19 protein-coding genes are annotated in these 24,051 nt (G+C 58.9%); 12 read left to right on the forward strand and 7 right to left on the reverse strand.

Annotated features, from left to right (window positions below; all coding sequences use genetic code 11):
• Window positions 1–254 precede the first annotated feature (254 nt).
• The 8 genes from tssF (at window position 255) to H3H37_RS22240 (ending at window position 9,513) form a co-directional block, all read left to right on the forward strand.
• The gene (gene tssF / locus H3H37_RS22205) at window positions 255–2,099 is read left to right on the forward strand and encodes a type VI secretion system baseplate subunit TssF (protein WP_182166630.1); all 1,845 of its coding nucleotides are present in this window, start codon (window positions 255–257) and stop codon (window positions 2,097–2,099) included.
• An 8-nt stretch (window positions 2,100–2,107) separates the two neighbouring features.
• Window positions 2,108–3,151: a type VI secretion system baseplate subunit TssG gene (tssG, locus tag H3H37_RS22210; RefSeq protein ID WP_182166632.1), complete on the forward strand. Its 1,044-nt coding sequence runs from the start codon at window positions 2,108–2,110 to the stop codon at window positions 3,149–3,151.
• Window positions 3,152–3,229: 78 nt separating this feature from the next.
• The gene (locus H3H37_RS22215) at window positions 3,230–5,407 is read left to right on the forward strand and encodes a type VI secretion system Vgr family protein (protein ID WP_229218975.1); all 2,178 of its coding nucleotides are present in this window, start codon (window positions 3,230–3,232) and stop codon (window positions 5,405–5,407) included.
• 8 nt (window positions 5,408–5,415) lie between these two features.
• The gene (locus H3H37_RS22220) at window positions 5,416–6,768 is read left to right on the forward strand and encodes a DUF2169 family type VI secretion system accessory protein (RefSeq protein ID WP_182166634.1); all 1,353 of its coding nucleotides are present in this window, start codon (window positions 5,416–5,418) and stop codon (window positions 6,766–6,768) included.
• Window positions 6,765–8,366: a DUF4150 domain-containing protein gene (locus H3H37_RS22225; RefSeq protein WP_182166636.1), complete on the forward strand. Its 1,602-nt coding sequence runs from the start codon at window positions 6,765–6,767 to the stop codon at window positions 8,364–8,366. Before H3H37_RS22220 ends, H3H37_RS22225 begins: the two co-directional genes overlap by 4 nt.
• A gap of 9 nt (window positions 8,367–8,375) precedes the next feature.
• Window positions 8,376–8,732, forward strand: coding sequence for a hypothetical protein (locus tag H3H37_RS22230; protein WP_182166638.1), 357 nt, complete (start codon window positions 8,376–8,378; stop codon window positions 8,730–8,732).
• Window positions 8,733–8,848: 116 nt separating this feature from the next.
• Window positions 8,849–9,226, forward strand: coding sequence for a hypothetical protein (locus tag H3H37_RS22235; RefSeq protein ID WP_182166640.1), 378 nt, complete (start codon window positions 8,849–8,851; stop codon window positions 9,224–9,226).
• Window positions 9,223–9,513, forward strand: coding sequence for a hypothetical protein (locus H3H37_RS22240; RefSeq protein ID WP_182166642.1), 291 nt, complete (start codon window positions 9,223–9,225; stop codon window positions 9,511–9,513). The genes H3H37_RS22235 and H3H37_RS22240 overlap by 4 nt, the downstream gene beginning before the upstream one ends.
• 251 nt (window positions 9,514–9,764) lie before the next feature.
• Here the strand turns inward: H3H37_RS22240 and H3H37_RS22245 are convergent, their stop codons facing one another.
• The gene (locus H3H37_RS22245; RefSeq protein ID WP_182166644.1) at window positions 9,765–12,290 is read right to left on the reverse strand and encodes a chemotaxis protein CheW; all 2,526 of its coding nucleotides are present in this window, start codon (window positions 12,288–12,290) and stop codon (window positions 9,765–9,767) included.
• Between the two features lie 11 nt (window positions 12,291–12,301).
• On the reverse strand, window positions 12,302–14,641 hold the full coding sequence (locus H3H37_RS22250; protein WP_182166646.1) for a sensor domain-containing protein: 2,340 nt from the start codon (window positions 14,639–14,641) through the stop codon (window positions 12,302–12,304).
• Between the two features lie 583 nt (window positions 14,642–15,224).
• On the opposite strand from H3H37_RS22250, the gene H3H37_RS22255 reads away from it, so the two are divergent.
• From H3H37_RS22255 to H3H37_RS22265, 3 genes are all read left to right on the forward strand, one after another.
• Window positions 15,225–15,647, forward strand: a complete 423-nt coding sequence (locus H3H37_RS22255; RefSeq protein ID WP_182166648.1) for a very short patch repair endonuclease — start codon at window positions 15,225–15,227, stop codon at window positions 15,645–15,647.
• 172 nt (window positions 15,648–15,819) lie between these two features.
• Window positions 15,820–16,983: a DNA cytosine methyltransferase gene (locus H3H37_RS22260; protein WP_229218976.1), complete on the forward strand. Its 1,164-nt coding sequence runs from the start codon at window positions 15,820–15,822 to the stop codon at window positions 16,981–16,983.
• The gene (locus H3H37_RS22265) at window positions 16,983–17,735 is read left to right on the forward strand and encodes a PDDEXK family nuclease (protein WP_182166650.1); all 753 of its coding nucleotides are present in this window, start codon (window positions 16,983–16,985) and stop codon (window positions 17,733–17,735) included. Before H3H37_RS22260 ends, H3H37_RS22265 begins: the two co-directional genes overlap by 1 nt.
• Before the next feature lie 359 nt (window positions 17,736–18,094).
• On the opposite strand, the gene H3H37_RS22270 is transcribed toward H3H37_RS22265, so the two are convergent.
• The 5 genes from H3H37_RS22270 to H3H37_RS22290 form a co-directional block, all read right to left on the reverse strand.
• Window positions 18,095–18,433 carry a hypothetical protein gene (locus tag H3H37_RS22270; protein ID WP_182166652.1) on the reverse strand — a complete coding sequence of 113 codons (339 nt, stop codon included), beginning with the start codon at window positions 18,431–18,433 and terminating at the stop codon, window positions 18,095–18,097.
• Window positions 18,434–18,443: 10 nt separating this feature from the next.
• Entirely contained in the window at window positions 18,444–19,463 is a 1,020-nt protein-coding gene (locus H3H37_RS22275) for a hypothetical protein (protein WP_182166654.1), read from the reverse strand.
• Between the two features lie 626 nt (window positions 19,464–20,089).
• Window positions 20,090–21,631: an FAD-dependent oxidoreductase gene (locus tag H3H37_RS22280; RefSeq protein ID WP_182166656.1), complete on the reverse strand. Its 1,542-nt coding sequence runs from the start codon at window positions 21,629–21,631 to the stop codon at window positions 20,090–20,092.
• Between the two features lie 8 nt (window positions 21,632–21,639).
• Window positions 21,640–22,164: a hypothetical protein gene (locus tag H3H37_RS22285; RefSeq protein WP_182166658.1), complete on the reverse strand. Its 525-nt coding sequence runs from the start codon at window positions 22,162–22,164 to the stop codon at window positions 21,640–21,642.
• A gap of 193 nt (window positions 22,165–22,357) precedes the next feature.
• Window positions 22,358–22,705, reverse strand: a complete 348-nt coding sequence (locus H3H37_RS22290; protein WP_182166660.1) for a hypothetical protein — start codon at window positions 22,703–22,705, stop codon at window positions 22,358–22,360.
• 29 nt (window positions 22,706–22,734) lie between these two features.
• Here H3H37_RS22290 and H3H37_RS22295 point away from each other — a divergent pair, with 29 nt between their 5' ends.
• A complete protein-coding gene (locus H3H37_RS22295) occupies window positions 22,735–23,181 on the forward strand; it encodes a hypothetical protein (protein ID WP_182166662.1) in 447 nt (148 codons plus the stop codon).
• Window positions 23,182–24,051: the final 870 nt, after the last annotated feature.

A 24,051-nucleotide genomic window follows, 5' to 3' on the forward strand; every position in this document is an offset into this window, starting at 1 on the left:
TGGGGGCGGATCGCTTACGGGTACGGGCAAGCGAGCAGCGTTGAATGGGAATTTCGGACATTCTACGACAGGCGTGGCAGTGCCGTGGCGCACTGCTGTCAATTTTGTTGCGGTGTTGGTCAACTGCCAACGGCGGGCGCGGCACACCCTGCGCCGATGTGATCGGCCGCCAGCGGGGCTTGCCTCAGATCAAACAGCACGCATTGCATCGGTGACAGTATGGCCATTCCTTTCTCGCAAGCATGGAGTGGCCGATGGAGCAGCTGACCCCCTATTTCGAAACCGAACTGGCCCTGCTGCGCCGGAACATGCGTGGTTTTGCCGAGCGCTATCCCGCCCTCGCCGGCAAGCTGGAATTGACCGGAGACACCTGTAAGGATCCCCATGTTGAACGGATGATACAGGCCACCGCCCTGCTGGCCGCGCGCGTAGCCAAGCGGATGGACGACGACTATCCGCAGTTCACCGAATCGCTGCTGGAAATGCTGTACCCACATTACCTGCGCAGCTTCCCGCCATGTTCGATCGCCCAATTGGATTTGCGCAATACGATGGCGGAATCGACCGAGGAAGTGATCACCGTGCCGCGCGGCGTCGTCATGAAGTCGCTGCAGGAGCAGGGTGTGAAGTGCCTGTTCACCACCGCCAGCGAAGTGCTGCTGGCGCCGCTCGTGGTGACGGGCGTGCGCTTTGATGCCGTGATCGACGCGCCGCCGGCCATGGGGCTGGGTCCTGGCGTGAGTTCCAGCATCGCCATCACGCTCTCCTGCGCTGGCCCGGCCAGTCTGGACGCGTTGGCGTTGCCGCGCTTGCGCCTGTTCATCGACGGCGATCCGCTGTTCTGCGCCGCCCTGCGCAACACCTTGTTCATGCGCGTCGCCTGCGCCTGCCTCGTGCTGCCCGGCCAGGCGGACTGGTGCCGGCTGGCGCGCGTGCCGCTGCGGGCGGCGGGCTTTTCCGAGGACGAAGCGCTGGTGCCCAGCGGCGCCCGCTCGCATCCTGCGTATCGCCTGCTGACGGAGTACTTCGCGTTCCCGGAAAAATTCAACTTTGTCGACCTGGACTGGCCCGCTATCGCCGCGCTGCTGCCGCCGGACTGCCGCAGCGTGACGCTGCAACTGGCGCTGGCCAACGTGTCCGGCGGTTCGCATCTGGCGCGCACGCTGGGCAGCCTGGGCACGCATCACTTGCTGCCGCATTGCGTGCCGGTGGTCAACCTGTTCAAGCGTCCGGCAGCCCCGGTCAGTATCAGCCACACGGCCCCCGACTATGCCCTGCTGGCCGACGCGGCCGACCCAGCCGCCTACGAGATTTACGACGTGCTGGCGGCCAGCCTCGTCACCGACCCTGCGCGGCGCGACGGGACCGAGACGCTGCAACCATTCTATGGCGGGCGCCACCGACAGGCAGGCAACCAGCCGCCGCGCTACTGGGTCACGCGGCGCGACCCCGTGACCGCCGAGCTAAGCCCTGGCCACGAAACCCGCATCGCGCTGGTGGACCAGGAGCTGGCGTCCTACGCGCCGGTAGCGCCCACGCTGTCCGTGGAACTGCTGTGCAGCAACCGCGACCTGCCATCGTCCCTGCCCTACGGCCAGCCGGACGGCGACCTGGCGCTGGACGGTACGCTCGCCAGCACCGTCATCCGTCTGCTGCGCAAGCCGACGGCCAGTTGCCGCTTCGAGACGGGCAACAGCGCGCACTGGCGGCTGGTCGCCCACCTGTCGCTCAATCATCGCGCGCTCAGCAGCATGGGGCTGGAGGAATTTCGCACCATGCTGGCGCTGTATGACTTGCCTCGCTCGCTAGTGACGCAGCGTCACATCCAAGGTGTGGTGGACCTGCACTACCGCACGGCGCAGACCTGGGTGGGCCGCCAGCCACATGCGGCCTTGATGCCGGGCGTGGAAATCCGCGTCACGCTGGACGAGGCGGCATTCGTCGGCGGCGGCATCCATCTGTTCGTGCAGGTGCTCGATCACTTCTTCGGCCTGTATGGCCAAATCAACGTGTACAGCCAGCTGGTGGTGCTGTCCAAACGAACCGGAGACGAACTATGGAAATGCCCGCCGCGCAGTGCCGACCAGCCGCTGGAATAATCGGACGCATGCTGGATGAACCGCACCGCTTCGACTTCGTCCAGGCTGTGCGGCTGCTGGAAGACTTGCTGGTGGCGCAGGGCGTGCCGCGCGCCGCCGCGCTGCGCGACTACCTGCACTTCGACAACAGCATGTCGCTCAGCTTTCCCGCCAGCCAGATCGAAGCGTTGCGGGTCGAGGCGGGCCAGGTCGTGGACAGCGAAGCGGCGCTGCATGCGGCGGCCTCGCAAGGCAAGCTCAAGCGCATCCGCATCACGCCCGCCTTCATCGGCCTGCTGGGCGCGCATGGCGTGCTGCCCAACCACTACACGGAACGCATCGCGGCATGGCGGCACGACCAGCAGGACGATGGTCCGCGCGCCTTCATCGACCTGTTCTCCAATCGCATGGTGGCGCTGTTCTGGCTGGCGTGGCGCAAGCACCGGCTGGAACTGCCGCAAACGGACGATGGCCGCGATGGCATGTTGTCGCGTTTGCTGGCGCTGTCCGGCAGTAGTGCTGGCCGAAGCGGCCGGGGTGGCCAGGATGGTCAGGATGGCCACAGTGGCCATGCCGTGCCGGACGAAGTGGCGGCCTATTATACGACGGCATTCCGCCAGCGCCCCGTGTCGGCCGTGATGATGGAGCGCGTGCTGTCGGAATACTTCGCCATTCCGGTCCGGCTCACGCCCAACGTGGGACGCATGGAAACAATGGCGCCGCAGCACATCACCCGGTTGAACCGGCAGAACAACCTGCTGGGCCGGGGCGCCGTGTTGGGGCCGCGCATGTGGCGGCGCGACCTGGTGGTCGGCATACGGCTGGGGCCGCTCGAGGGCGCGCAATACGAGCACTTCATCAAAGGCAGTCCCGGCGCCGCGGCGCTGCAAGCCATGCTGGCCATGTTCGACCTGCCCACGCTGCGCTTCGAGGTGGAAGTGGTGCTACGCAAGGAGGACATGCGCAGGGTGACGCTGGGCGCCGGCCAGCGTCTGGGCGTGGACGCCTTCGTGTTCAGCAAGCCGCCCGCGACGGACTGGGGCACATCGCACTACGAGATCGTCCACGCTTGAGACGGCGCAAGACCGCCCCGGATGAGTGCGCTACCTTGGCGGTTCTGGTCATCGCTCCCGCCACCAAGGACACCGATCATGAATCTGCTGCACGACATCACCAGTTTTCTCGCCGGCCTGGCCGACGATCCGCAGGGCCAGCGCCTGCTGACGCTGAGCTTTCCCCGCAACGACGGGCCGGACAGCGTGCTGCTGGCCAACGCCATCGAAGCCAATGAAGCCCTGTCGCGCGACTTCGAATTCCAAGTGGAAGTGCTGTCGGACAACGCGCTGATCCCGCTCAAGGACATGATGGGCAAGATGGTCACCATCGCCCTGGTGCGCAACGACGGCACGCTGCGCTATTTCAACGGCTACGTGTTCGACTTCAGTTTCGTCAAGACGGACGCCGGTTTCGCCTTCTACCGCATGACGCTCAAGCCCTGGCTGGCCTTCCTGCGCCTGCGCCAGAACAGCCGCGTGTTCCAGAACCTCAACATCTGCGAACTGTGCGAGCAAACGTTCAACGACTACCAGCAGCGCGACTACCGCTACGCCATCGTCGGCAAGACGCCCAACTCGACGTTGCTGGTGCAATACAACGAGAGCGACTACAACCACCTGCACCGCCGGCTGGAACAGGCTGGCCTGCACTACTGGTACGAGCACAGCGCCGACGGCCACACGCTGTGGTTGGGCGACGACAGCACGCTGAGCCAACCCATCGACGGCGAAGGCACGATGCGCTTCCAGAACGCAGCCGGCGCCATGGAGGATGACGGCATCCACCAGTGGAGCCCGGTGCGCCACGTGAGTTCGGCCAAGGTGGCCGTCAACAGCTACAACTTCAAGAACGCCCGCAGCAACCGCATGGACCGGCCATCGCTGAACCCGCAGGGCAAAGTGGCGCCTCTCGAAGTGTACGAGGACACGGGCGCCTACGGCTTCAAGGACGACGACGCGGGCGATGCGCTGGCCACGCGCCGCATGGAGGAGATCGACGCGCGCGGCCAGGACTTCAGCGTGCAAGGCAACGACCGCGCCGCCCAACCGGGCCGCAGCTTCCGCCTGACCGATCACTTCAGCGGCGGTGCGCGCGGTCGCGACGACGGCGACACGCCGCTGGAGGATAGGGCCGGGCGCGAATACCTGATCCTGTCCGTGCAGCATCAGGCCAGCAACAACTATCAGGATGGACGGCACGCGCTGTCCCACTACAGCAATACGCTGACTTGCCTGCGCAAGAGCCGGCGCTGGCGTCCGCGGGTGGGGCTGAACAGCCGCGACGTGCGCATCTACGGGGTGCAGACAGCCACGGTGGTGGGCCACAAGGGCAGCGAGATTCTCACCGATGAGTTCGGCCGGGTGCGCCTGCAATTTCACTGGGATCGTCTCAACAAGTTCGACGCGGCCAGCTCGCCCTGGGTGCGCGTGATGACGTCGATGGCCGGCAACCGCTTCGGCGTGATCGGCGTGCCGCGCGTGGGGCAGGAAGTGGTGGTGACGTTTCTCGATGGCGTGTGCGACCGGCCGCTGGTGATCGGCAGCGTGTACAACGCGGCCAACATGCCGCCGTGGGAACTGCCTGCCAACAAGACCCAGAGCGGCATCCTGACCCGCTCCACGCGCGAGGGCAGCCGCGACAATGCCAACGCGCTGCGCTTCGAGGATTTGAAGGGCAAGGAGGAAGTGTGGCTGCATGCGGAACGGGACCAGCGCATCGAGGTGGAGCACGACGAATCGCACAGCGTGGGCAACGACCGCGGCAAGACCGTGGGGCATGACGAGACGGTGCAGGTCAAGCACGATCGCACGGAGACGGTGGGCAATGACGAGAAGATCACCGTGCATGGGAAGCGGACGGAGCGGGTGGATGGTGATGAGAAGATCGACATCGGCGGCACCCGCGTCGAGACTGTAGGGCAGAACGATATCGTGACGATCACCGGCGCCAGGATCGAAACCGTGCTGCTGGCCAAGAACGAGATGGTCATGCTGGAGAAGGCGCTGGAGGTGGGCGACAACTATGGTGTACTGGTAGGCGGTTCGATGGCCACGACGGTCGCCCGTTCTCAGGTGGAAATGGTCGGGCAAAGCAAGGACACCAGGGCCGGCACCACCTACACCATCACCGCGAAGGACTCGTTCGAGATCACTGTGGGCAGCGCCAGTTTGAAGATGACGTCGGACGGCGCCATCACCATCAGCGGCACCCGCATTAACATCGGCGCCTCCGGGCCGGTACATATCAACGGCAAAGACGTGGACGTGAACTGAGGTGGGCGATGGACGTCGTCAATCACACACCCTTTCCCGCTGCGGCGTTCAATGCAGTGGATCAGCACGATCAGCAGTTTCAGGTGTTCGTGCTGCGGCAGACGTTGAGCTTTGGCAGCGGCCAGCTCGAGTATGCGGAGAAGCAGCAGCCGTTGTGCGCCGCCGACAGCCCGTTCGAGGATGGTACGAGCGCGGGCATACGCCAGGAATCCGATTACTGCCCGTTCAAGCCGAAATGCGACGTGATCCTCCATGCCGTGGCGCGCGCGCCCAACGGGGTGGAGGTGCGGGATTTTCCTGTCCGGCTGGCTGTGGGGCGTGGCAGCGGTAAGAATCTCAAGATCCTGATAGACAAGACGTTGCGCGTCATGGGCGAGCGCTCGTTCAAAAAGAGGATATGGCCGCTGCGGCTGCTGCAATGGGTGATCAAATGGGGCACGCTCACGCTGGTCCGCCCCAATCCGTGGAAGCTCACCCGCGCCAAAAAGTTCAAGTCGCTGCCGCTGCGCGATGAACATGCATATGGCGGACAGTGTCGCATCAATCAGGGCGAACGGGATGCCCGCTGGGTTCCCAAGGCGCATCGGCTCACGGCGGAACAATTGGCGAGCCATCCCGATGCCGGGAAGTCCGGCGTCACGATGCCTGTTGCTCATGCAATGTGTGCCGCCAACTCCATCGGTGTTGGCTTTGCACCGCACTGGTATTTGAAAGCGGCGTTGAAGTCAATGATGCCGGCACCGAGGATAGAGCGGGCAGGGGCGCCGATCACAGCCAGGCAATTCTGGCGGTTGCAGAAGCCGTCGAAGAAGAACGTGAAGATTGAGCCGGTTGGCTTGGGTGTGCGCAGCAAACTGCATCCTGAACGGCGGGCACTGCTGGGCACGGCAAGCAATGCGTTCGCACACACCATGGCATCGCTGCCGGGCGACTTCGACTTTGGCATGTGGAACGCCGCGTCGCCCGATCAGCAAGTTGATGGATTGACGGGCGGCGACGTGATCGAGTTGGTGAATTTGTGTCCCACCGATGTACCCGGCCTGCACCTGGACAAGATGGGATACACCTACCTTCGCATCCACCTGCCGGAACATGAGTGCTTCGTCTTGTTGCGGCCGGACGAAGGGCCAGCGACGACGCGCCCGCTCGTGATCGACACGGTGTTGATCGAACCGGAGGATTACGCGGTAACACTGGTCTGGCGCACCACTATGCCGAAGGAGGAAGTCGCCCATGTTGTCGCTTGCGAGTTCCGCATGCGTACCTTCAGCGACAGGGACATTGCGCGCATTGATCCAGAGGCTTATCGGGAACAGCAGGCGCAGGAAGTCCTGTCTGCGGAAGCGGGGGCTTCGTCATGACCGACCGTTTGAAGTTATCCGATCCCACTGGCGACGCCGAGGTCGACAAAATCGCCGTGGCGGCGGAGCAGGAAGACCGCATCCAGCAACTGAGGAAGAACATCGCCGCGTTGCAGGGCAAGCTGGCGAAGCAGACGGCGAACGCCGCACCAAGTCCGGCGCCCGCCGCCAACAACAAGATCGGCGCGCGCAAGCACGGCAGTTTTAAAGCCATCAGCACCGCGCCATCGATCAACTGGACGCCGCATGGGCCGACGATGGTGCCCGTTCCCTATCCGGTGGTGCAAGACCTGTCCAGTAGCGTGAACACGGCGCGTACCGTCAGGTTCAACGGCTGCCCGGTCTACTTGCTCGACGCCAGCACCCAGCCGAAATGCACGGGCGACGAACGGGGTACGGGAAAAGGCATCAAGTCCGGCACGGTCAGCGGGGAAGTGAAGCCGGTACAGGGCAGCAGCACGGTTCGCGTGGAGGGCAAGCAGGTGGTGCGCGAAGGCGATGCTTGCACGATGAACGGAGGGAATTGTCCGGGGATTTATGTGACGACACCGGCGACGAGCGGGGCTGCGCCGAAGTCGGCTGCCCGAAACTCGAACCCAAGCACTCGGAAACTGAGCTCAGGTCAGCTTCCTGGCGCAACGGAACTTGCGAGGATCCTCGATTCCATGAAGCCAGCTGGTCAACTCAACGACTTGCTCCGGCTAGTGCAGGACGACACGCTAAGTGGGAATTTTTCGCATACATATCCCACATCCACCCCCGTTGAACGGAGGCAAATTGCTGCCATGAACAGCCGCGTGCGCGGGCCATCACTTATACCTTGGGATGGAGACGATAGGCCACCCGCACAGCGCGTTGCAGATGAAACTACAGCTATTTTTAATTCGTCGATAGGGGGGGCGCTATATGGTGTGGCTCGTGTTGTTGGTGCCGGAGACAGCTTCGCTAGGATAGTGGGAGGGATTGGGAATGGGATCGATATCTCGGCTGGCGTTTCCACAACAAATTCTATTCCAACATTCGGCAGCGGTAGGAGTATTTCCAGTTCAAACGGAATAAAGATTCTTTCTCGGAAAACACTTTCATGGAATGTTTCAAAGGAAACACTTGAAGCAAACGCAAGGAAGAAGGCAGAGATATATCAACAATGGAAGCAAGATGTTGGTGGGAAATATCATTCCTTGGAGGAACAGGCTGAATCCTTTACGGAGTTAATAAGTGATCAATCGCCATGGCCTGCCGGCTATACTCCGAAAATTGAAGTCCTCCCTGTGGGAACAAAGATATATATGGCAATGTCTCCTGGGCAACCTCCAACTTCGCCGGGGGGGTTTGGTACTTTGGATAAGATATCAGACGTTAATGCCGTGCGTGATAGACTAGCCGTAAAATCAGCATGGAAAAAAGAAATATCCCATGTTGTTGAATATGAAGTGGTCAAGCCGTTACCAGTACGATCGGGGCCTGTTGGTCCGCAGATCGATCATAGAACGGGCATTTATCTACCTGGAAAAGGAAGTCAGGTCAACTTTGACATCCCATCTGGAAGTACTCGGATGGACTATCTAAAAGTTGTTAAGGTAAACCCAATTAAATAGGCACAAATTGTGAAAATTGAAAATTTTGTATTTGATGGTGATAACCGGATCGCGCGGTGGGAAGTCGATAGAAATGCGTACGTGATTCATGCAGTTAGAAGTGCATGTGTTAACGCTAATTCCGATTTTATACTCGCCGTTGTCGATAATGGGTCCGTAAAAGTATTGGATGGGTTCAGCGTGGCCGGTAAGGAATTTGAGTTGCCACCGCCAGAGCACTATGCTTTCGAATACGTTTTGTCCGACAATGAAAAAGATGTTCTCGTTGTTTGCTCTGGAAAAAATAAGAACGGTGACACGTTGGATTGGTATTTTGAAATTAATTTGAAGACTGCGTGCCTGAAAAGATATCGAAGAGCCTATTGACGATATTTCAATAATTTGGCAGGCAATATTTCCTCTTAGACTTTTAATGATATTGATCAAAGTGTTCCGCGAATAGGGTGCGCATAGTTCTCGTTCCCTTCAATGGTTCACATTACTTGGAAGTTGATCAAGTCGCATTGGCGCGAACCGCGGCGGCCCTATTTCCAATCATTCCAGAGGAAGACGTGTTGGATAGTTATTCTTTAGAAAGAACACTACGTCCAATTTTGATGAGGGCTATCAACCATAAAATTGGTAGCCCCGTTTTAGAACGTTCGGGAATTATTGATGGGAAATATTTTTTTGAACGTCGGGAGGGTAGCCTTCCCGCCATTTTTACGTCTGAATTCAATGCGGCTCTGTCGCGGTTTCTTGTAAGGGCAATGTCCATGCCTTTGGATTGGCCAAAATTGCAAATTATAGATGGAAAAACATGGGCATTAATGGAGATGGAGGAGCCTGGCGATTGGCCAGATAAAATTCGACACCTATGACTTGCTCTCAATACCATCTACTTGATGCGCTTGATAAACTTGGTTTAGCTATTAATGAAACCGAACTTCTGTTGGTGAATGATAGAAGTCAGATTCTATTAGCCTTCCTGAAAGAGTTGCAACGGTATAGAGAAATGGCTTGTGATCATTGGCCATTGAGCGCAGATGAAAAGACGACGGTTGATATTGGTCGTGTGGCGGCGCGGGAGCTAGATAATATGTATCCAGATTATGTAACGTTATTGTCAAGAGTAGGAGCGTTACTTCGCGAGGAACAGCAATTGTAATCCAATATAGAATAGTAGATGGCAACGTCGGAATTACTCCGCCTCAGTTGTCACCGGAGCTACGCAGCTTGAAATAGACCCCGTTGGCCGAATGTTGGTGTTATAAAATCCAAGTGAACTAGAAAAGTGCTGTGCAGTGCCGGCGCATCGATTATTGATATAAATGTAACGAGGCGCCGCAGGTGCCGACACCACACGTTGACGTCAATGCTTGCCCTAAAGCTGACTGCACCGCACCCCGCCCGTGCCAGCTAACAGCTCACCTCCCCATACTCCAGCAAGCCGAACAGGGATGCGATGTCGATCAGTTGTATCAACACCTCACCCCCATACGCCTTGATGATCCGCGTGACCAGCGAACGCCCGTCCTGACTTACCAGCGGCAGCGCGATCAGGTCGTCGTCGCCGAATTTGGCCACGCCGTGCAACTCGCTCACCAACAAGCCCACGGTGCGTGCGCCGTGGCGCACCACCACCACCTGCGAACGGCCATCGATTTCAGTGCTGCGGCCGGACAGGAAAAAGCCAAGGTCGTACACCCATACATGGTCGGTATCGTCCTTGCCGGCCCCGTCCAGTTCCAGTATGCCGATGCATGCCGCCCCGCCGCCCATCGAGACGGGCGTCAGCTTGGACGCCGTGCGCGCTTCGTACACCCCGGCCGCGTCCATGGCGAATAGCGACGTGCCGACGAAGAAGGTGGCGTACTCCGCGCCGTGCCCGCCACCGGCCGGCGCCGACAACATCCGGGGGCGCGCCGTGCCAGCCGCGCCGCCGGCGCGCACGGCGCCGAACGATTGCACCACCACGGCCAGCACGTCGGCCGGATAGCCGTCCGACACCTTGAACTCGCGATAGCCATGCGACACGGTGCAGCCAAGCAGCGCATAGTGCTCGTCGTGCGTCAGCAGGCAGGAGCCGCTGCGGCCATTCTCCATGGCCGCCAGATGGGGCGCGATCTCGAAAGTGGCGCCGACGGGCCGCGCCGGATCGGTGCTGGCGATGATGGTGCCCGACCGTTCGATGAAGCAGGCGTGCAGGTTGGCCCGGCCGCCCAAGGCCCCGCGCAGCATCGCATCGAATTCCGTCGCCGCGTCGAACACGATGCCGATGCCGCCGATCACGGCCTGGTCCGGCCCCGGCGAGCGGATCGCGGCGTGGTAGACGTAGGTGGGCCGGCCATCGTAGAGCGGCGATGGCGCGAACGGCGTGACGTGGTAGTCCTGCTCCGTGCGCAGCGCCAGCACGGCGGCCAGCGCATCGGCGTCGATCGCCGTCGCCGAGCAGGGGCCGGAACTGGCCACCACCTTGCCGTCCACGTCATAGACCACCAGCGAGGAATAGACGGTGTAGAGGCCGTGGATGTAGGCCAGCACGTTGGCGATGCGCGCGCCGCGGTCGGGCTGCTCGCCGGCCAGCAAGCGCCGTAGTTCCGGCGACAGCGCCCACCAGCGGCAGTCGTTGGCGCGCTCGTACAGATTGCGGTCCAGCAGATCGACCATCAGGTGCGAGGCGAATTCCGCGTCGCGCAGGCCGGCCGCCAGCACGGTCTCGAACAGCTCGTCGATCGAATCGGCGAACAGGGCGTTACTGCGCGCGCCCGTTTCGCTGATCTGCTCCAGTACGCTCTGCAGCCGCGCCGAGTCGCCCTCCTGGCCCGAGCTCATCACCTGCCCGTTCCAGACCACGCGCCGCACCATCTCCGCCGCCCCGACGATCTCGTGCAGGGGCGGGCAGAACGAGCGCGCGTGTGACAGCAGGCCCTCGGCCCATTCCGGCGCCAGGCCGGCCAGCACGTCGCTGTCCAGGCTGCCGAAGGCGACGTCCACCGGCACCATGACCTGGCCCTGCCAGCCGTCCGGCCCGGGATAGCCCTGGTAGCCGGGCGAGACGGCGGTGCGCACCAGGTAGTCGCGGCCGGCATGCTTCATCAGGGTGGGGCTGCCCTTGCGGTTGACGGGCACCGTGGCGCCCAGCGGTATCCAGAGCGGATCGGCGCTGGCGATCACGGCGCCGTCGGCGTCGAGCAGCAGCATCAGGGTCCGCTCCGTATGGTCGCGGTGGGTGTGGAAGATGCGCGCCATCTCCTCCTCGAAATGGAAGCACAGGCACAGCACGCCGACCACGGCGCCGGTGGCCGGATGGTGCATGCGGCGCGAGTAGATCAGCGCCTGGCGCTTGCCCGGCCGCAGGTCGCTGGCGCGGAAAGTTTCGACGTGGCTGTCGCAGGACAGGGTGGCGGCGATCAGCGGATCTTCGCTGCGCGCGACCGGGCTGGCGTCGTCGATCTGCGCCAGCACCGTGCCGTCGGGCGCCAGCAGGATGATTTCATCGTAGACCGAGTATTTGTCGCGATAGGAGCGCAGCCGCGCGCGCACGCGCTCGACGTCATTGCCGGCGTCCCCGTCCAGGCCTGCCACAAAGGCGCACAGCTCGTGGTCGGTGGCGAGAAAGCCCACGTCCGCCGTGCGCTCGTACAGGTTGCGCACCACGATCTCGATGATGTACTGGGACTTGGTCGCCATCTCGGCCAGCACCGTGTTGGTCTTTTCGCGCGCCAGACCGGCCACCAGCTCTTGCTCCAGCTGGCTGAAGCCGGCGCGCGTCGCCATCACGGTTGGCAGTATCGTTTCGGCCTCGTTCGGGCAATTCATCTTGGCCGAGGCCTCGATCATGCGCCACATCAGATTTAGTTCGTGCAGCGACCGTTCGCATCGGCCGACATCGGGCATGTAGGGCAGGAAACGGTCTACCGGAAAGGGCAGGGTCATGTTCATACGCGCGCTCCTCAGGGAAGTTCGGGAATCGGAGTCCGCGCCGGCGTCGACGCGGGCGCAGGCGCAGGTGTCGCGGTCGGTGCCGGTGCCGGGCGCTGCGCGGTGGCGGCACCTTGCTTGGCACGCGATGCAGCAAGCATCGCGATCAGCTGGGCCAGCGCCATCGGGCGGCCGGGCAGGTAGCCCTGGATCAGCGCGCAGCCGTACTGGCGCAGGAAACCCAGGTGCGCATCCAGCTCCACGCCTTCGGCGATCACGCGCAATTTCATGTTGCGGCCCAGGTCGATGATGGTGCGCACGATGGCGCAATCGTTCTGGTCGTGCGGCACGCCTTGCAGGAACAGCCGGTCTATCTTCAGCGAGCTGATGGGCAATGACTTCAGCAGCGACAGCGACGAATAGCCCATGCCGAAATCGTCGAGGCTGATCTCGAACCCCAGCCGCTCCAGTTCGCGCATGATGGGCAGGGTCTTGTCCTTGTGCCGCATGACGACGGTCTCGGTCAGCTCCAGGCAGATCTGGCGCGGATCGACGCCGGCGGCGGCGGTGATGGCCAGCAGCTCGCGCGGCAGGTCGCGGTCGAGGAATTCCGGCGCCGCCATGTTGACGTGCACCTGGATGCCGCCGTGGCCCGCCGCGCGCAGACGCGGCAGGTCGCGGCAGACCTGCTCGATGACCCAGCGCCCGATCAGCACGATCAGGCGGCTGTGCTCGGCCACCGGGATGAACTGGTCCGGCGGCACGATGGTGCCGTCGGCCTTGCGCCAGCGGATCAGCGCTTCCAGCCCCACCAGCCGCGGGCCCTGGATGTCGTAGATCGGCTGGTATTCGAGGAAGAATTCGTCGCCGTCGAGCGCGTCCTGCAGCGCCGTCAGCATCAGCAACTGGGCCGCCTTGGCGCGCTGCTTGCTGTCGTGGTCGCGGTTGAAGTAGCTGACCAGGTTGCGCCCATGGTCCTTGCTGACGTACATCGCGGCGTCGGCCGCGTGCAGCAGCTGGGCCGTGTTGTCGCCGTCGCGCGGGAACAGGCTGATGCCCACGCTGGCCGACACCGACAGATCGTGTCCCATGTAGTTGAAGCGCACGCGCGCCGCCTCCAGCACGGCGCTGGCCAGCGCGTCGAGCCGCGCCCCGGTCAGGCCGGCGGGCGCCAGCAACGCGAACTCGTCGCCGCCGAGACGCGCCACCACGCCGTCGCCGGGCAGCAGCGCCCGCAGGCGGTGGGCGAACTCGCACAGCACCTGGTTGCCCGCCGCGTGGCCAAAGCCGTCGTTGATGGGCTTGAACTGGTCGAGGTCGATGTACAGCAGGCCGAACTCGCGGCCCCTGGCGCAAGCCGCGTCCAGCAGCGTGTGGAAATGGGCGCGGTTGACCAGGCCGGTCATCTCATCCGTTTGCGCCAGCACCCGGACGCGCTCCTGCTGCACCATGCGTTGCGCGGTCTGCGCGATGAGGGCGCTGATCGACGCGGCCAATCCCGGCAATTGCGCCTCGCGCTGGCGCGGGGCGGCGCTAAAGAACTCCAGCACGCCGGCCCGGTGCAGCTTGCCGTCGGCGGCCACATAGGTCACGGGGAAGAAGAAGCCCGACTGCAGGCCGCAGTGGCCGGCGGCGCGCGCGCGCGTGCGGTCGGCGTGGGTCACGGTCGTGTCCACCCATTGCGCCTCGCCGGTGCGCCAGGTCTGGCCCACCAGCCCCTCGTCTGGCGTGACGGCCAGGCGCATGGTCGCGTCGCGGAACTGCGTGTAGTCGCGGTCGGGCTTGTGCCAGACGTGCTTGCAGCTCAGGAGGTCGACCGTGTCGCCCCGTTCCAGTGCCCAGTAGGCGCCCCATTCCCAACCCAGTTCATCGCAGACCAGGTGCAGGATCTTGTCGACGGCGGCGTCGAAGGTGTCGGTGCCGATCAGGTATTGGGTCAATGCGAAATTGAAGCGCTCGCGGGTGGCCGCGCGCTTGGCCGTGGTGACGTCTTTGAGTATGCCGCTGGCCATGGGCAGGTCCGCCGCCGGCAGCGCTTGCAGGCGCAGCCAGCGCACGCCATGGTCCGGCGCGAAGACGCGGAACTCGCACAGCACTGGCTTGCCGGTGTGGGCTATCTCGCTCAGTGCGGCCGCCAGCGGTGCGCTGTCTTCCGGCACCACCCCCGTCGTCCACTCGTCATGCGCGCGGTCTGGCGCCAGGCTGAGCAACCGCAGGGCGACGGCTGAAAAGCGCATGCGGGCGTTGGCGCGATCCATGGCCCAGCGCCCCAGTCCGGCGAGCTCGTCCAATAAATCGGCTTGCGACGGGAAAGCCGTGCCGGTGTCCATGGCCGCGTGCGCGGGGGGAATGTGCGTAAGGTGATCGTCCAAAGCCGGGTCCTGAAAATCGTTGAAGGCGTGAGTCCGCGGCAGATAGACCGGACCGGCACATCGCGCGCGACGTGCGCCATCCCAGGCCGTGCGCACCGAAGTGAACACATCGTGCACCAGCAACTAGCATTTCGCTGTGGCAACGAAGGCCTGCGAGATCCAGACTGGGCCCAGAGCTGGTGGCGCCGGGCCTACGACGAAAACATCACATGGAATTTGCTTTTGGCATGGTTGTGGTTAGCAGTATTCATGCCATGTTGCAAGTGACTGGAGGGCACCTAGGGAGGCAGAGCGTAGGGTAGGGCTGGGGCTGGAGTCCTTGAAGATGAGCGAGTCCGGAAAGGTCTGTATCCGTGTTGATTTCCGCAACGTGAACTAGCGCACCGACCCGCTCGGCCACCGCAGTGTGTTCTCGTCGCCAGGGGCGCTATGGTCGCCGGCCTTTAGCGTCTTGGCCTGCACGCAAATTCCGATTTTTACATCGTGAATTCTCCCCTAAGATATCTGATGACCGATCATTGATCGGCATCAGAACTTGATGCCCAAGCTGTGCTAGAGGGCTTGGCCGTCGCGAGGGGGAGTAGTGGTCGACTCTGTCACACCTGAGCTGCGCAGCGACATCATGTCGCGCATCCGGGCCAAGGATACCCGGCCGGAGATGATCGTCCGGCGCATGCTGCACAAGGCGGGATATCGTTACCGCCTGCATGTCCGGAAGCTGCCAGGTACGCCTGATTTGGTATTCCCGGCACGCAAGAAGGTGATTTTTGTTCATGGTTGCTTTTGGCACATGCATGCGGGTTGCGAATTCGCCCGAATCCCGAAGACGCGAGTCGAATTCTGGACGACGAAATTGATGGCCAACAAGGCGCGGGACGATAAGAACCTGGCAGCGCTGCGGGCGGCGGGGTGGGATGTTCTGACGATATGGGAGTGCGAACTGCGTCAATCTGGATTGCTGAACGTGTTGACGCAGTTTCTTGAGTGTGGATCGCAGGAACGTTGAAAAATTTTCTATGAGAAATGGAAATTGCGTTTTGGAACTTCCGTCTTGCAGCCGACGCTTATACCAAGTGAGCTGTGGTTGCAGAGTGTGTCGATTTGGTCTCGGGTGCGATAAATACCTAGAGCATCCGCTATCGCTGTATACTTTGTGGCTAGTTGCCCTTGCATTTTTGTTGTATTTAAAACCATATTTCCAAGACCTCAATATGCCCTACGATTTAACCGATGAACAACGGGACCGCTACCGCGAAATCTCTCTTCGTTCCAAAGCGCGGAAACAAGCGATGCTGCGGGACCACTCAGAGAGCGCGGGGGTACTCGAAGAAGAGCTTAATGAGCGTCTTGACCCCAATGACCTCATGCCGCAGCTTGATCGTCATGGTTTAACTGCCCTTTCTCTGTTTTCTGGAGGGGGAGGGCTGGACTTAGGCTTCGAGCGCGCAGGCTTTGAGCACCTGGCCTCATATGAAATACTCGACATTTGTGGAGAAACCTTGCGTGGGAACCGTCCTAACTGGGATGTGCATTCAGGCTCTATTGAAGGCGACGTCCGCGCTGCTCCATTTAGTCGTTATAGGGGCGTGGACATTGTTCATGGTGGGCCACCTTGCCAGCCATTTTCGATTGCTGGCAAGCAAGCTGGTGCAGACGACCCGCGAAATATGTGGCCTGATTTCGTTCGTTGTGTCCTGCAAACCCGTCCCCGCGCCTTTATTGCCGAAAATGTGCCAGGATTGTTGGATAGCAAATTCGAATCTTTTGTTGACGAATTTATCATTTCTCCGCTTAAAGGGCAGTACACTATCTTTAGGTTCAAACTTGCCGCTCATGACTTTGGCGTTCCGCAGGCTCGCCGAAGGGTGTTCTTTGTTGGTTTTAGGGCAGCGCGTGACGCCGCACGATGGATTCAGCCTCAACCTACTCATGGCGATGTCGATACGGTATTTGGTCCTCTGTTGCCCCGTAACACCACTCGAACGAGCTTGGGGCTGCCTAGTATTGGTTTTGACGAGGTCGCGCCAACGTTGCGTTCTGGGTTCACTGGCCCCCGGAACACTACTGGTGTAGTAAATAGCAAGGCATCTATGACGGTATGGGACAAACTGAACGTGTGGCCAAACGGTGTCCAGCCTACTCGCTCAATGGCTGCGGCCTACACGCCAGAAAATGGGCATTTTCGTATGTCAGTTGACGATTGTGCTTTGCTGCAGGGCTTCCCAGGGGACTGGCGATTTAGTGGGGCTGTGTATCAAGTCCTCGGGCAGATAGGAAATAGCGTGTGTCCACCTGTGGCCTATGCAGTTGCTAGGCAGATTGCTATAGCCTTGGGGGTCTGATGCCGGTTCAAGATGACGAGCGTGAACGTGAGTTGGTTCGGATGTTTAACCTTAACTGGGACCCTGCACACCAGCGTGCAGGAGTCGATGCAATACTGGATCTTCCTGTTGGAGGGCGTCTTTGCCGCTTTGAGGTAGAGGTAAAATCTACGACGAATAGTACAGTTTCGACTGCTCGAGATGTTGGTATGGAACATATCGCTAAATGGCGTCGTAAGCTTTTTGTCATTGGATTTTATTCAAGAGAAGCGCGTCGCCCAGAGCTTCAAAGTTGCCTTTGTTTAACTCCAATTGACATGGAGCCATGGATTGCATCCATTGAGGCGAAAATCATGATTGATTTTAAATTGGCAGCACGTGCATCCGCGAGATTTGTTCTTGATGATTTGTTTGATGTGTGCGGTGAAAAGGAACATTATTCAGTGACTGATGCTAAGAAGTTGCATAAGCAGCAATGGACTGGTGAGGAATATAATAACGCATTGGATATAAACATTGACGGCAGGCAGCATATCTCGCAGGGAAAAATGCTGGAGATTTTACAGTTGAGATCGCGATACATAGCCGAGCGCGGCGCGACTCTCAATAATCCGCATGTAACCAAGAGTTTTCTGGATTCATTTGCGGATACAGACAGAGTTGTCGCTGGACCTAACTGGGCTGCGGATGTGCGGCGAATTGCGTCAGAGTTTGTGGCTGCCCATCCTGACCACCCGGCGATTCTGCCTCAGGTACCGTTGGTGGGAGCGTAGCGCATACATTACAAAAGTTCGAAGGGTTTTATGAATCTCAGATCCTGAGATTCTAGTAGTACGTTCTAAGAAGCATAAAAGCCAACCGAACGAACGGTTGGCTTTCTCATGTGATATGCGTTTGCGACGTGTAGCAGGACTCATAATCTGAGATATTTCGCCGTGTCAGCAAAGGTCCGGTCGGGCAACGGAACGTATCAGTTGAGACTTGAGGAAGCAAAAGGTGAGATTCCGGCGATACTAAATCCGAAGCGAAACCTGCAAACGTTGAACAAGGGAAATCACCCATGGAAGTATCCCACCACCAAGAAATCGGCTCCAAGAGCAGGCTTGGAGCCGTGGGTTGATGATTGAATTGCTTAGTCGGCAGTTCTGTCTGATACCCAGGATTGGCTGCGGCCGACCACCGCACCGCGTAGTTCCTGCGTAAAGGAATTCAGATCCTTCAACACCTCGTCCTGCGATGCTCCCGGTAGCGCGATCATCACACCAAGTGTCGCAGATGTCTTCTTTACGATCACGTCGCGCGTGGCAACGATCGTGCTGCCGGTCTCAGTATCACGCACGTAACGCGTGCCACCTTCGACCATTGCGTTCTGCACGCCATGCGCTTCAAGACTTGCCGCCAGGTCCAGCAGATTGCGTACCTCGCCATCGATCGTTGGAACTGGGGCACTCGGAATTACCTCGTTTTTCATGAGCATCTCCTTAGGTTCGCTGTGCGCAAGTGCAGCTGAGTTTAAGATCGACGCGATCATTCGAGTATATCTCGTCGCACCCAGGGCAGACCTTCAGGCGCACGCTTTGACGGCCGATGTCCGCAAATGCGGAATCCAGTCGTGTACGCTCGATCGGCTTTTGGAAACGCGGGTTCACACTCTCGCGCAGAAAATTCGCGCTCCACGGTTTGGGTGGAGAATTCATTGGCTGCCGGAGTGAATACCATGGTGTCACAATGCTGATGTTCTCGCCGAGCTGCCCCTTTGCAGTAGCCAGGAAGAAGCCTAAGCCGAGTTCCGCGACAGGGAATTTGGGGTGCTCAGTAAAACGGTCTGCGCGAGCCATGCGGCCCGGTTCGAGATTCGGCGCCGGAAACTCTACCAACGTTGGTTCATGTTCAGCGACCCACCGCGCGAACGAAGAACCCAGAAATCCGAACCCCTGCATCCGTTGTCCCCCGAGGAAAAGCAGATGCTCCTTCAGGTTGTTCGATGGGAGGGCAGGCAGGCGGCCGCTAGCTATAGCAGTGCTCGCTGAGACCGGGGGAAGTTCGGGCAGTTTCATTTCTTTGAGCATATCTATGGCGACTGCCTTGTATGCCGGAGAAAACAGCAGCTTTTGTGTATATACAAAGAGTCCATGCTGGCGGACATGCTTAGTAACGATGTCAGTCGCGTTCAATTTCATGAACCGCAAAGTGATTGGATCCGGCAGCGGCTCACCCAAGCGCTCATATGCGCGGCGAAGTGCTTTATCCACGCGCTCGAAGACCACATCGTCACGCAAGAGGCGCTCCCATGTTCGAACTGTACCATTTGAAGCTTTCGCCTCAACCTCGTCGATGACAATGGGAACTTCTAACTTCAACATTTCTTCAAAGCTGACGACGCTGTTGCCAAACAGTGCGGCGACGACGAATTGTTGTGAATTTTGAATCTTAAACGGCAGGTTGTCTGCCTGGAGAGCGCTTGCCGCAGACGTGGCAACGCGCATAGCAATAGTAGCCATGATGCATCCTCCTTATGAGGGCGTTAATTGCCTGACACGACTGCTGGGGGCCGTGTGCGATGCTGGCAATAAACGATTGCATCGGGCACAACGGGTAAATCGGACTATGCTGAAAACAAACGCTGCGGGCCTCGGATGTGAGCAGCATTCGACGAGGCGACCAAGCAGAGAATAATTATGAGCGAGACTCTGAGCGCTTGTCAACCCATCCTCCGGGGGCGTCGCCCGCCATTGCGAACAAGCTGGAGATCGCAATGGCGCCAGTTGTCGCGTAGTACCTACGAGAGGTTTCCAGCGTAAGTCACGGCCTGAACAGCATTTTTCGTAGCGACCTGTGCTCCAAAAAGATATTCGTCCTGGCAGATGTGTACCAGCACAGTGAAAACGCCCAAAGTGTCAATGCTTCAGCCCAGAATACGCCAATGTCGAAAGATGCGGTGGGAATCATGTCCTGAGATTTTGTATCCCACCAACAAAGCTCTCGTGGGAGAATTGCAAGCATTTCATGAGATTTTGAGGGGCATAGCATGAGATACTCTACCTCATGGATACCAGCACTTGCCCGCCGGCTAATATCCTGAGGAACCTCGCCGATTGCAGTAAGCGCCCCAACGTTACGCAGGCATTCATGCGCGTTTGCGCCCCAATGCGACAAAAGGCAACTCAACTCGCGTAAGTGTCGAGCGCTGCTGTGACACGCGTTCGCTTATTTGAATCATGGTTGCGCCAGGTATGGACGAAGGATCAACGCCAAATCTTACAACCACCTTGTCGGCATCAATCGACCTAACAGGCGACTTCGACGCCTGCCTGCCAAGTCTTAGCGTCCAAGCAGCTTTATATCCCTTGGCCTTTCGGCGCCGATCGACACAGCGTTTGACATCGAAACCAAACGACAGCTTGAATTGCATGTGCGGCGTTGCCCTGCCTAACTTAGTGCGTAAACATTGCTCCAACAAATAGATCACGAACCGATTGAGCAAATAAGCCTTATCGAAGTGTTGCCCACGGACGATATGGATCACCTGACCGGTGCCATTACGCAAGGTCTTACGGACCTGTCGTACTACCGTCGGGTTAGATGCAAGACGCGCCGCTGCTTGCTTGCATGCGGCATCAGCCATTGCCAATCCTGAACTGTCCCGAGACCACGACCCGTGCTGCCGCAGCTGTCGGTCGACGCTCAGCAGCGCAGGAAGTTCGTTCTGCAGAGCATCCCTTACTGCGGGTACGGATTCGATGTCCCGTATTAGCGAGAGTGGGTGATTATGGTGGGTGAGAATACGCAAGGTGTCCTGAATAGCACCATCCCCTCCCCCGAGCACTACGATACGTTCTTTTGTCACTGCACGCGATTTAAGATCGTCGTCGGCCCAAAACGATTGCGACGCAGGTTGACGCGCACCTGGCACGCGCACGACTTCCGTTCCCATGCCTGCAGCGATAATGACGTAATCGGGCGCAAACGGTTGCGGCGGCATCTCCGCCAAACCGTTCCAGGGGGCGGCTGCGGTTCCCATCCAGTCCAATACGACCTTTGCGCTTTGATAGGCGCCATGCTCGTCCTCGATTGCACGGACCGCTTCCCGCTCCGCAAACTCCTTAACGAATCTGCCAATCTGTCTTGGCCCCACATTGACGTAGAACGCAGGGATTGGCACAGGTGGGTTAGATTTCAGCGCGGTCGCTATCCAGTTTTGTACCGATCGCGTCAGTTGTTCGGCCAACTCGTCGGCGCTGATTGGATGCTCTGCCTCCCAAGACAGAGGTGATCGGCCATAGCCACCCCAAGCTGAGGTTTCGTGGCATGGGTAGGACTGGTTGCCGTGGAACGAACTGGGCCACTCGTACATGTATGGGCCAACGAAACGCGATTTTACGTTACGAAACAAGCTAAATGGCTGATCCCTTGTGTCCACAACGCGAACCTTGTCGAAACCAGCTTCGCATGCAGCAAGTGCTGCCGCCATTCCAGCAGCGCCCATGCCTATAACGAGGAGCGATCTCGACTCTGGATGAGCTATTTTTAAGTCCGTTATCAGTTGCTGAGCGCGTACGAGTTGATCGCGGATACTGACATTGAACTGACGACTGGAAAGATCGAAAACATTCGACGCCACCTTGTGTGCAATAAGGCTCAAACAGTCGATCTCCTCAACGCGTCTCATACTCCCGCTCATGGAGCCCCCGGTCCATCAAACATGCCGTCGACAAGACTGGCGAACTCCGCTCTTGGCAGTGCAAATAAATAAGGGTGGCCAAGTATCTCGCGCACACCTCCCCCAGATGTTCCGCCGTCTCCTGTGCTGTTGCCACCGCCGCCGCCTTCATCGCCGCCGCCCCGACCATCTCCACTTCCCAGACCGCTCTGCTTATCCTCGGGAAACCGTTCGTTTAGGACAGTGTGATTGACCACCCCCCACGTGGCTGCCGGACCATCGACATTTCCTTCCGGCGCATCAATACTTCGGACCAGTCCGAGCAGAGCCATTGCACGCAGGTGGCGGGCGATGACACCTATTCTGTCGTGCAACAGCGACTTACGGAACGCTAGATAAAACTCGAAGTCCTCTCGGCTATATCTGTAGGGTAGTTCGTAATGCAGTTCTTGGTCGAGCAACACTATCGAAAAAGCTCTACTTGGGCGCCTTGCCAACGTCAGTAAAATAAGACCGATGAGGTAGGGTTGGAGACCATCCATTATTCGATTCCTTTAAGACTGATAGACATGGGGCATGCCGTAAAAATATCCATCGCAGGCCGTGCGATGTCGGGCGTTGCCAGATAGCGCCCTTATCGAAGCACCGAGAGGCCTCGAATATTAGTCTAGTAACGTGGCGATCAATCACATATCCCTGCCAGCAGGATGTTGCAATTTATCGTTTCCCCTAAATTTACCGTTCGACAAGCCCACAGTATTGCATATCATAAATTGCAATAGAAGTGTTTATTAACTGTAAAGTTTGCATAGAACTTTTGGGTTCCCATTTCCAGCCAGTGGCATTGGCCAGCTGCTGAATTGTCATGCCTGATTCGATCAGCGGCATACCGAAGTATTTTGATACGTCAGACCGTCGAAAGGACAGATCGCCAAGATGCTTAGCAGGTGTGACTGCTCTCACCTCACCATTTAAGATGGCCTTCATCAACGACTCGATGGCTTGTTTTTCCCCCATGCGGCGGCTGGTAAAGTTCGCCCAGATGACGGTAATATCATCAACAGTCGTGGTTGACTCGGCCAACCACCTGAAATACAAACGCGAAATGTGACATGCCTGCTGAACCTAATCCCATTATCGATCGCTGCGCCAGTCTCGCAATGACACTAAGTAGAGCGCAGCAATTGGCGGTGGAGCATGATGCGAATGATCCGGACTCGCTGGCACGTGTGTTAGGACTGGACACCGAAACGTGGCAGCCTATTCGCGACCGTCGCTGGGTTTGGATGGCTGCTCAGGGAGCAAGTGTGGGCTATCGAGATGTGATGGATGAACGTGCCTTGGTTGATGCAATTTCGTCCGCCAAGGTCGAGAGCAAGTATTTTGTGCACATGTGCACGCTTCTCGATGAAGTCCCACTTCAAGTCGTGATCATGGCATGCAGCCAAGTGGCCCAACAAAGCCAAATTCCAATGCCGATGATCTGGAAAAATGTCGCAACGCTGGCTCGCATAGTGAGTGCTCGTCGAGCGAAGTTCTGGAGCATAGACAATTATTAGTCTGTGATATCGAAACGCATCCCTAGATAGATGTCTCAAGGGAGCCTCCCAGATTTCCGGGGCGGTTCAGACCTGATCGGCACGGCATTCGTGCTCAGCGTTCATTGGCAATAAGAACACGGGCAGGAGCACTCTCCAAAAAATGGCGGCTACAATTCCACCTCATGTTGGGTCTGGACGGCGCTGAGGGCTGTCACGCATATCTGGTTGGGAGCCGCCTGACAGGACGAGGCGTTTTGCGGGACCAGCAAGTACCCCGGAAAATTTTTCTTGAGCCTCCTTTGTGTGCCTAACACGTTCACTGAAAGAATTCCGGGACTGATCCAAATATTGCTCCATCCGTGCGACATTGACTGCAAAATTGGTTATCTCCCGTGACTTGCTCACGGCCTTTTGACGGACCTTATTTCTCTTGTCAATTTTCATCGCAACCTCCTCGACTTTCATTCATCCGTAACTGCGAACGATGAAGCTCATCGCGCAAGCTGATTGCCCGCCCGTTAGCTCAAGGCTTGGCTAACGATTCTATCATCGACACTAACGTACTTCTTCGACGTTTCCTCTCCGCCGTCGGTCGCCCTTTCGCAGTCGCGCTTCACTTCGCTTGCTATGGTCAGATCGAGGCGGGACTTACACCCGCTAGATTGCGCCCATGCTGGACGCACAACAAAAAGGCCCACGAATCGAAATTCGTGGGCCTTTTTGCACAACTGCGCATACTCACGCGCCGAGTCTAAAGAATTCGCAATTCAAAGATTTGACGAATAACAAAAACCACTGACGCATTTACCGACTCCCGACCAATCTGCCCGCCGCCGAATATTAGCGCGCATTCATTTCCTGACCCGGTCCCACTCAACGTGTCGCTTA

Origin of the sequence: Rugamonas brunnea (genome assembly GCF_014042345.1) — a bacterium.
Taxonomy (GTDB): Bacteria; Pseudomonadota; Gammaproteobacteria; order Burkholderiales; family Burkholderiaceae_D; genus Rugamonas; species Rugamonas brunnea.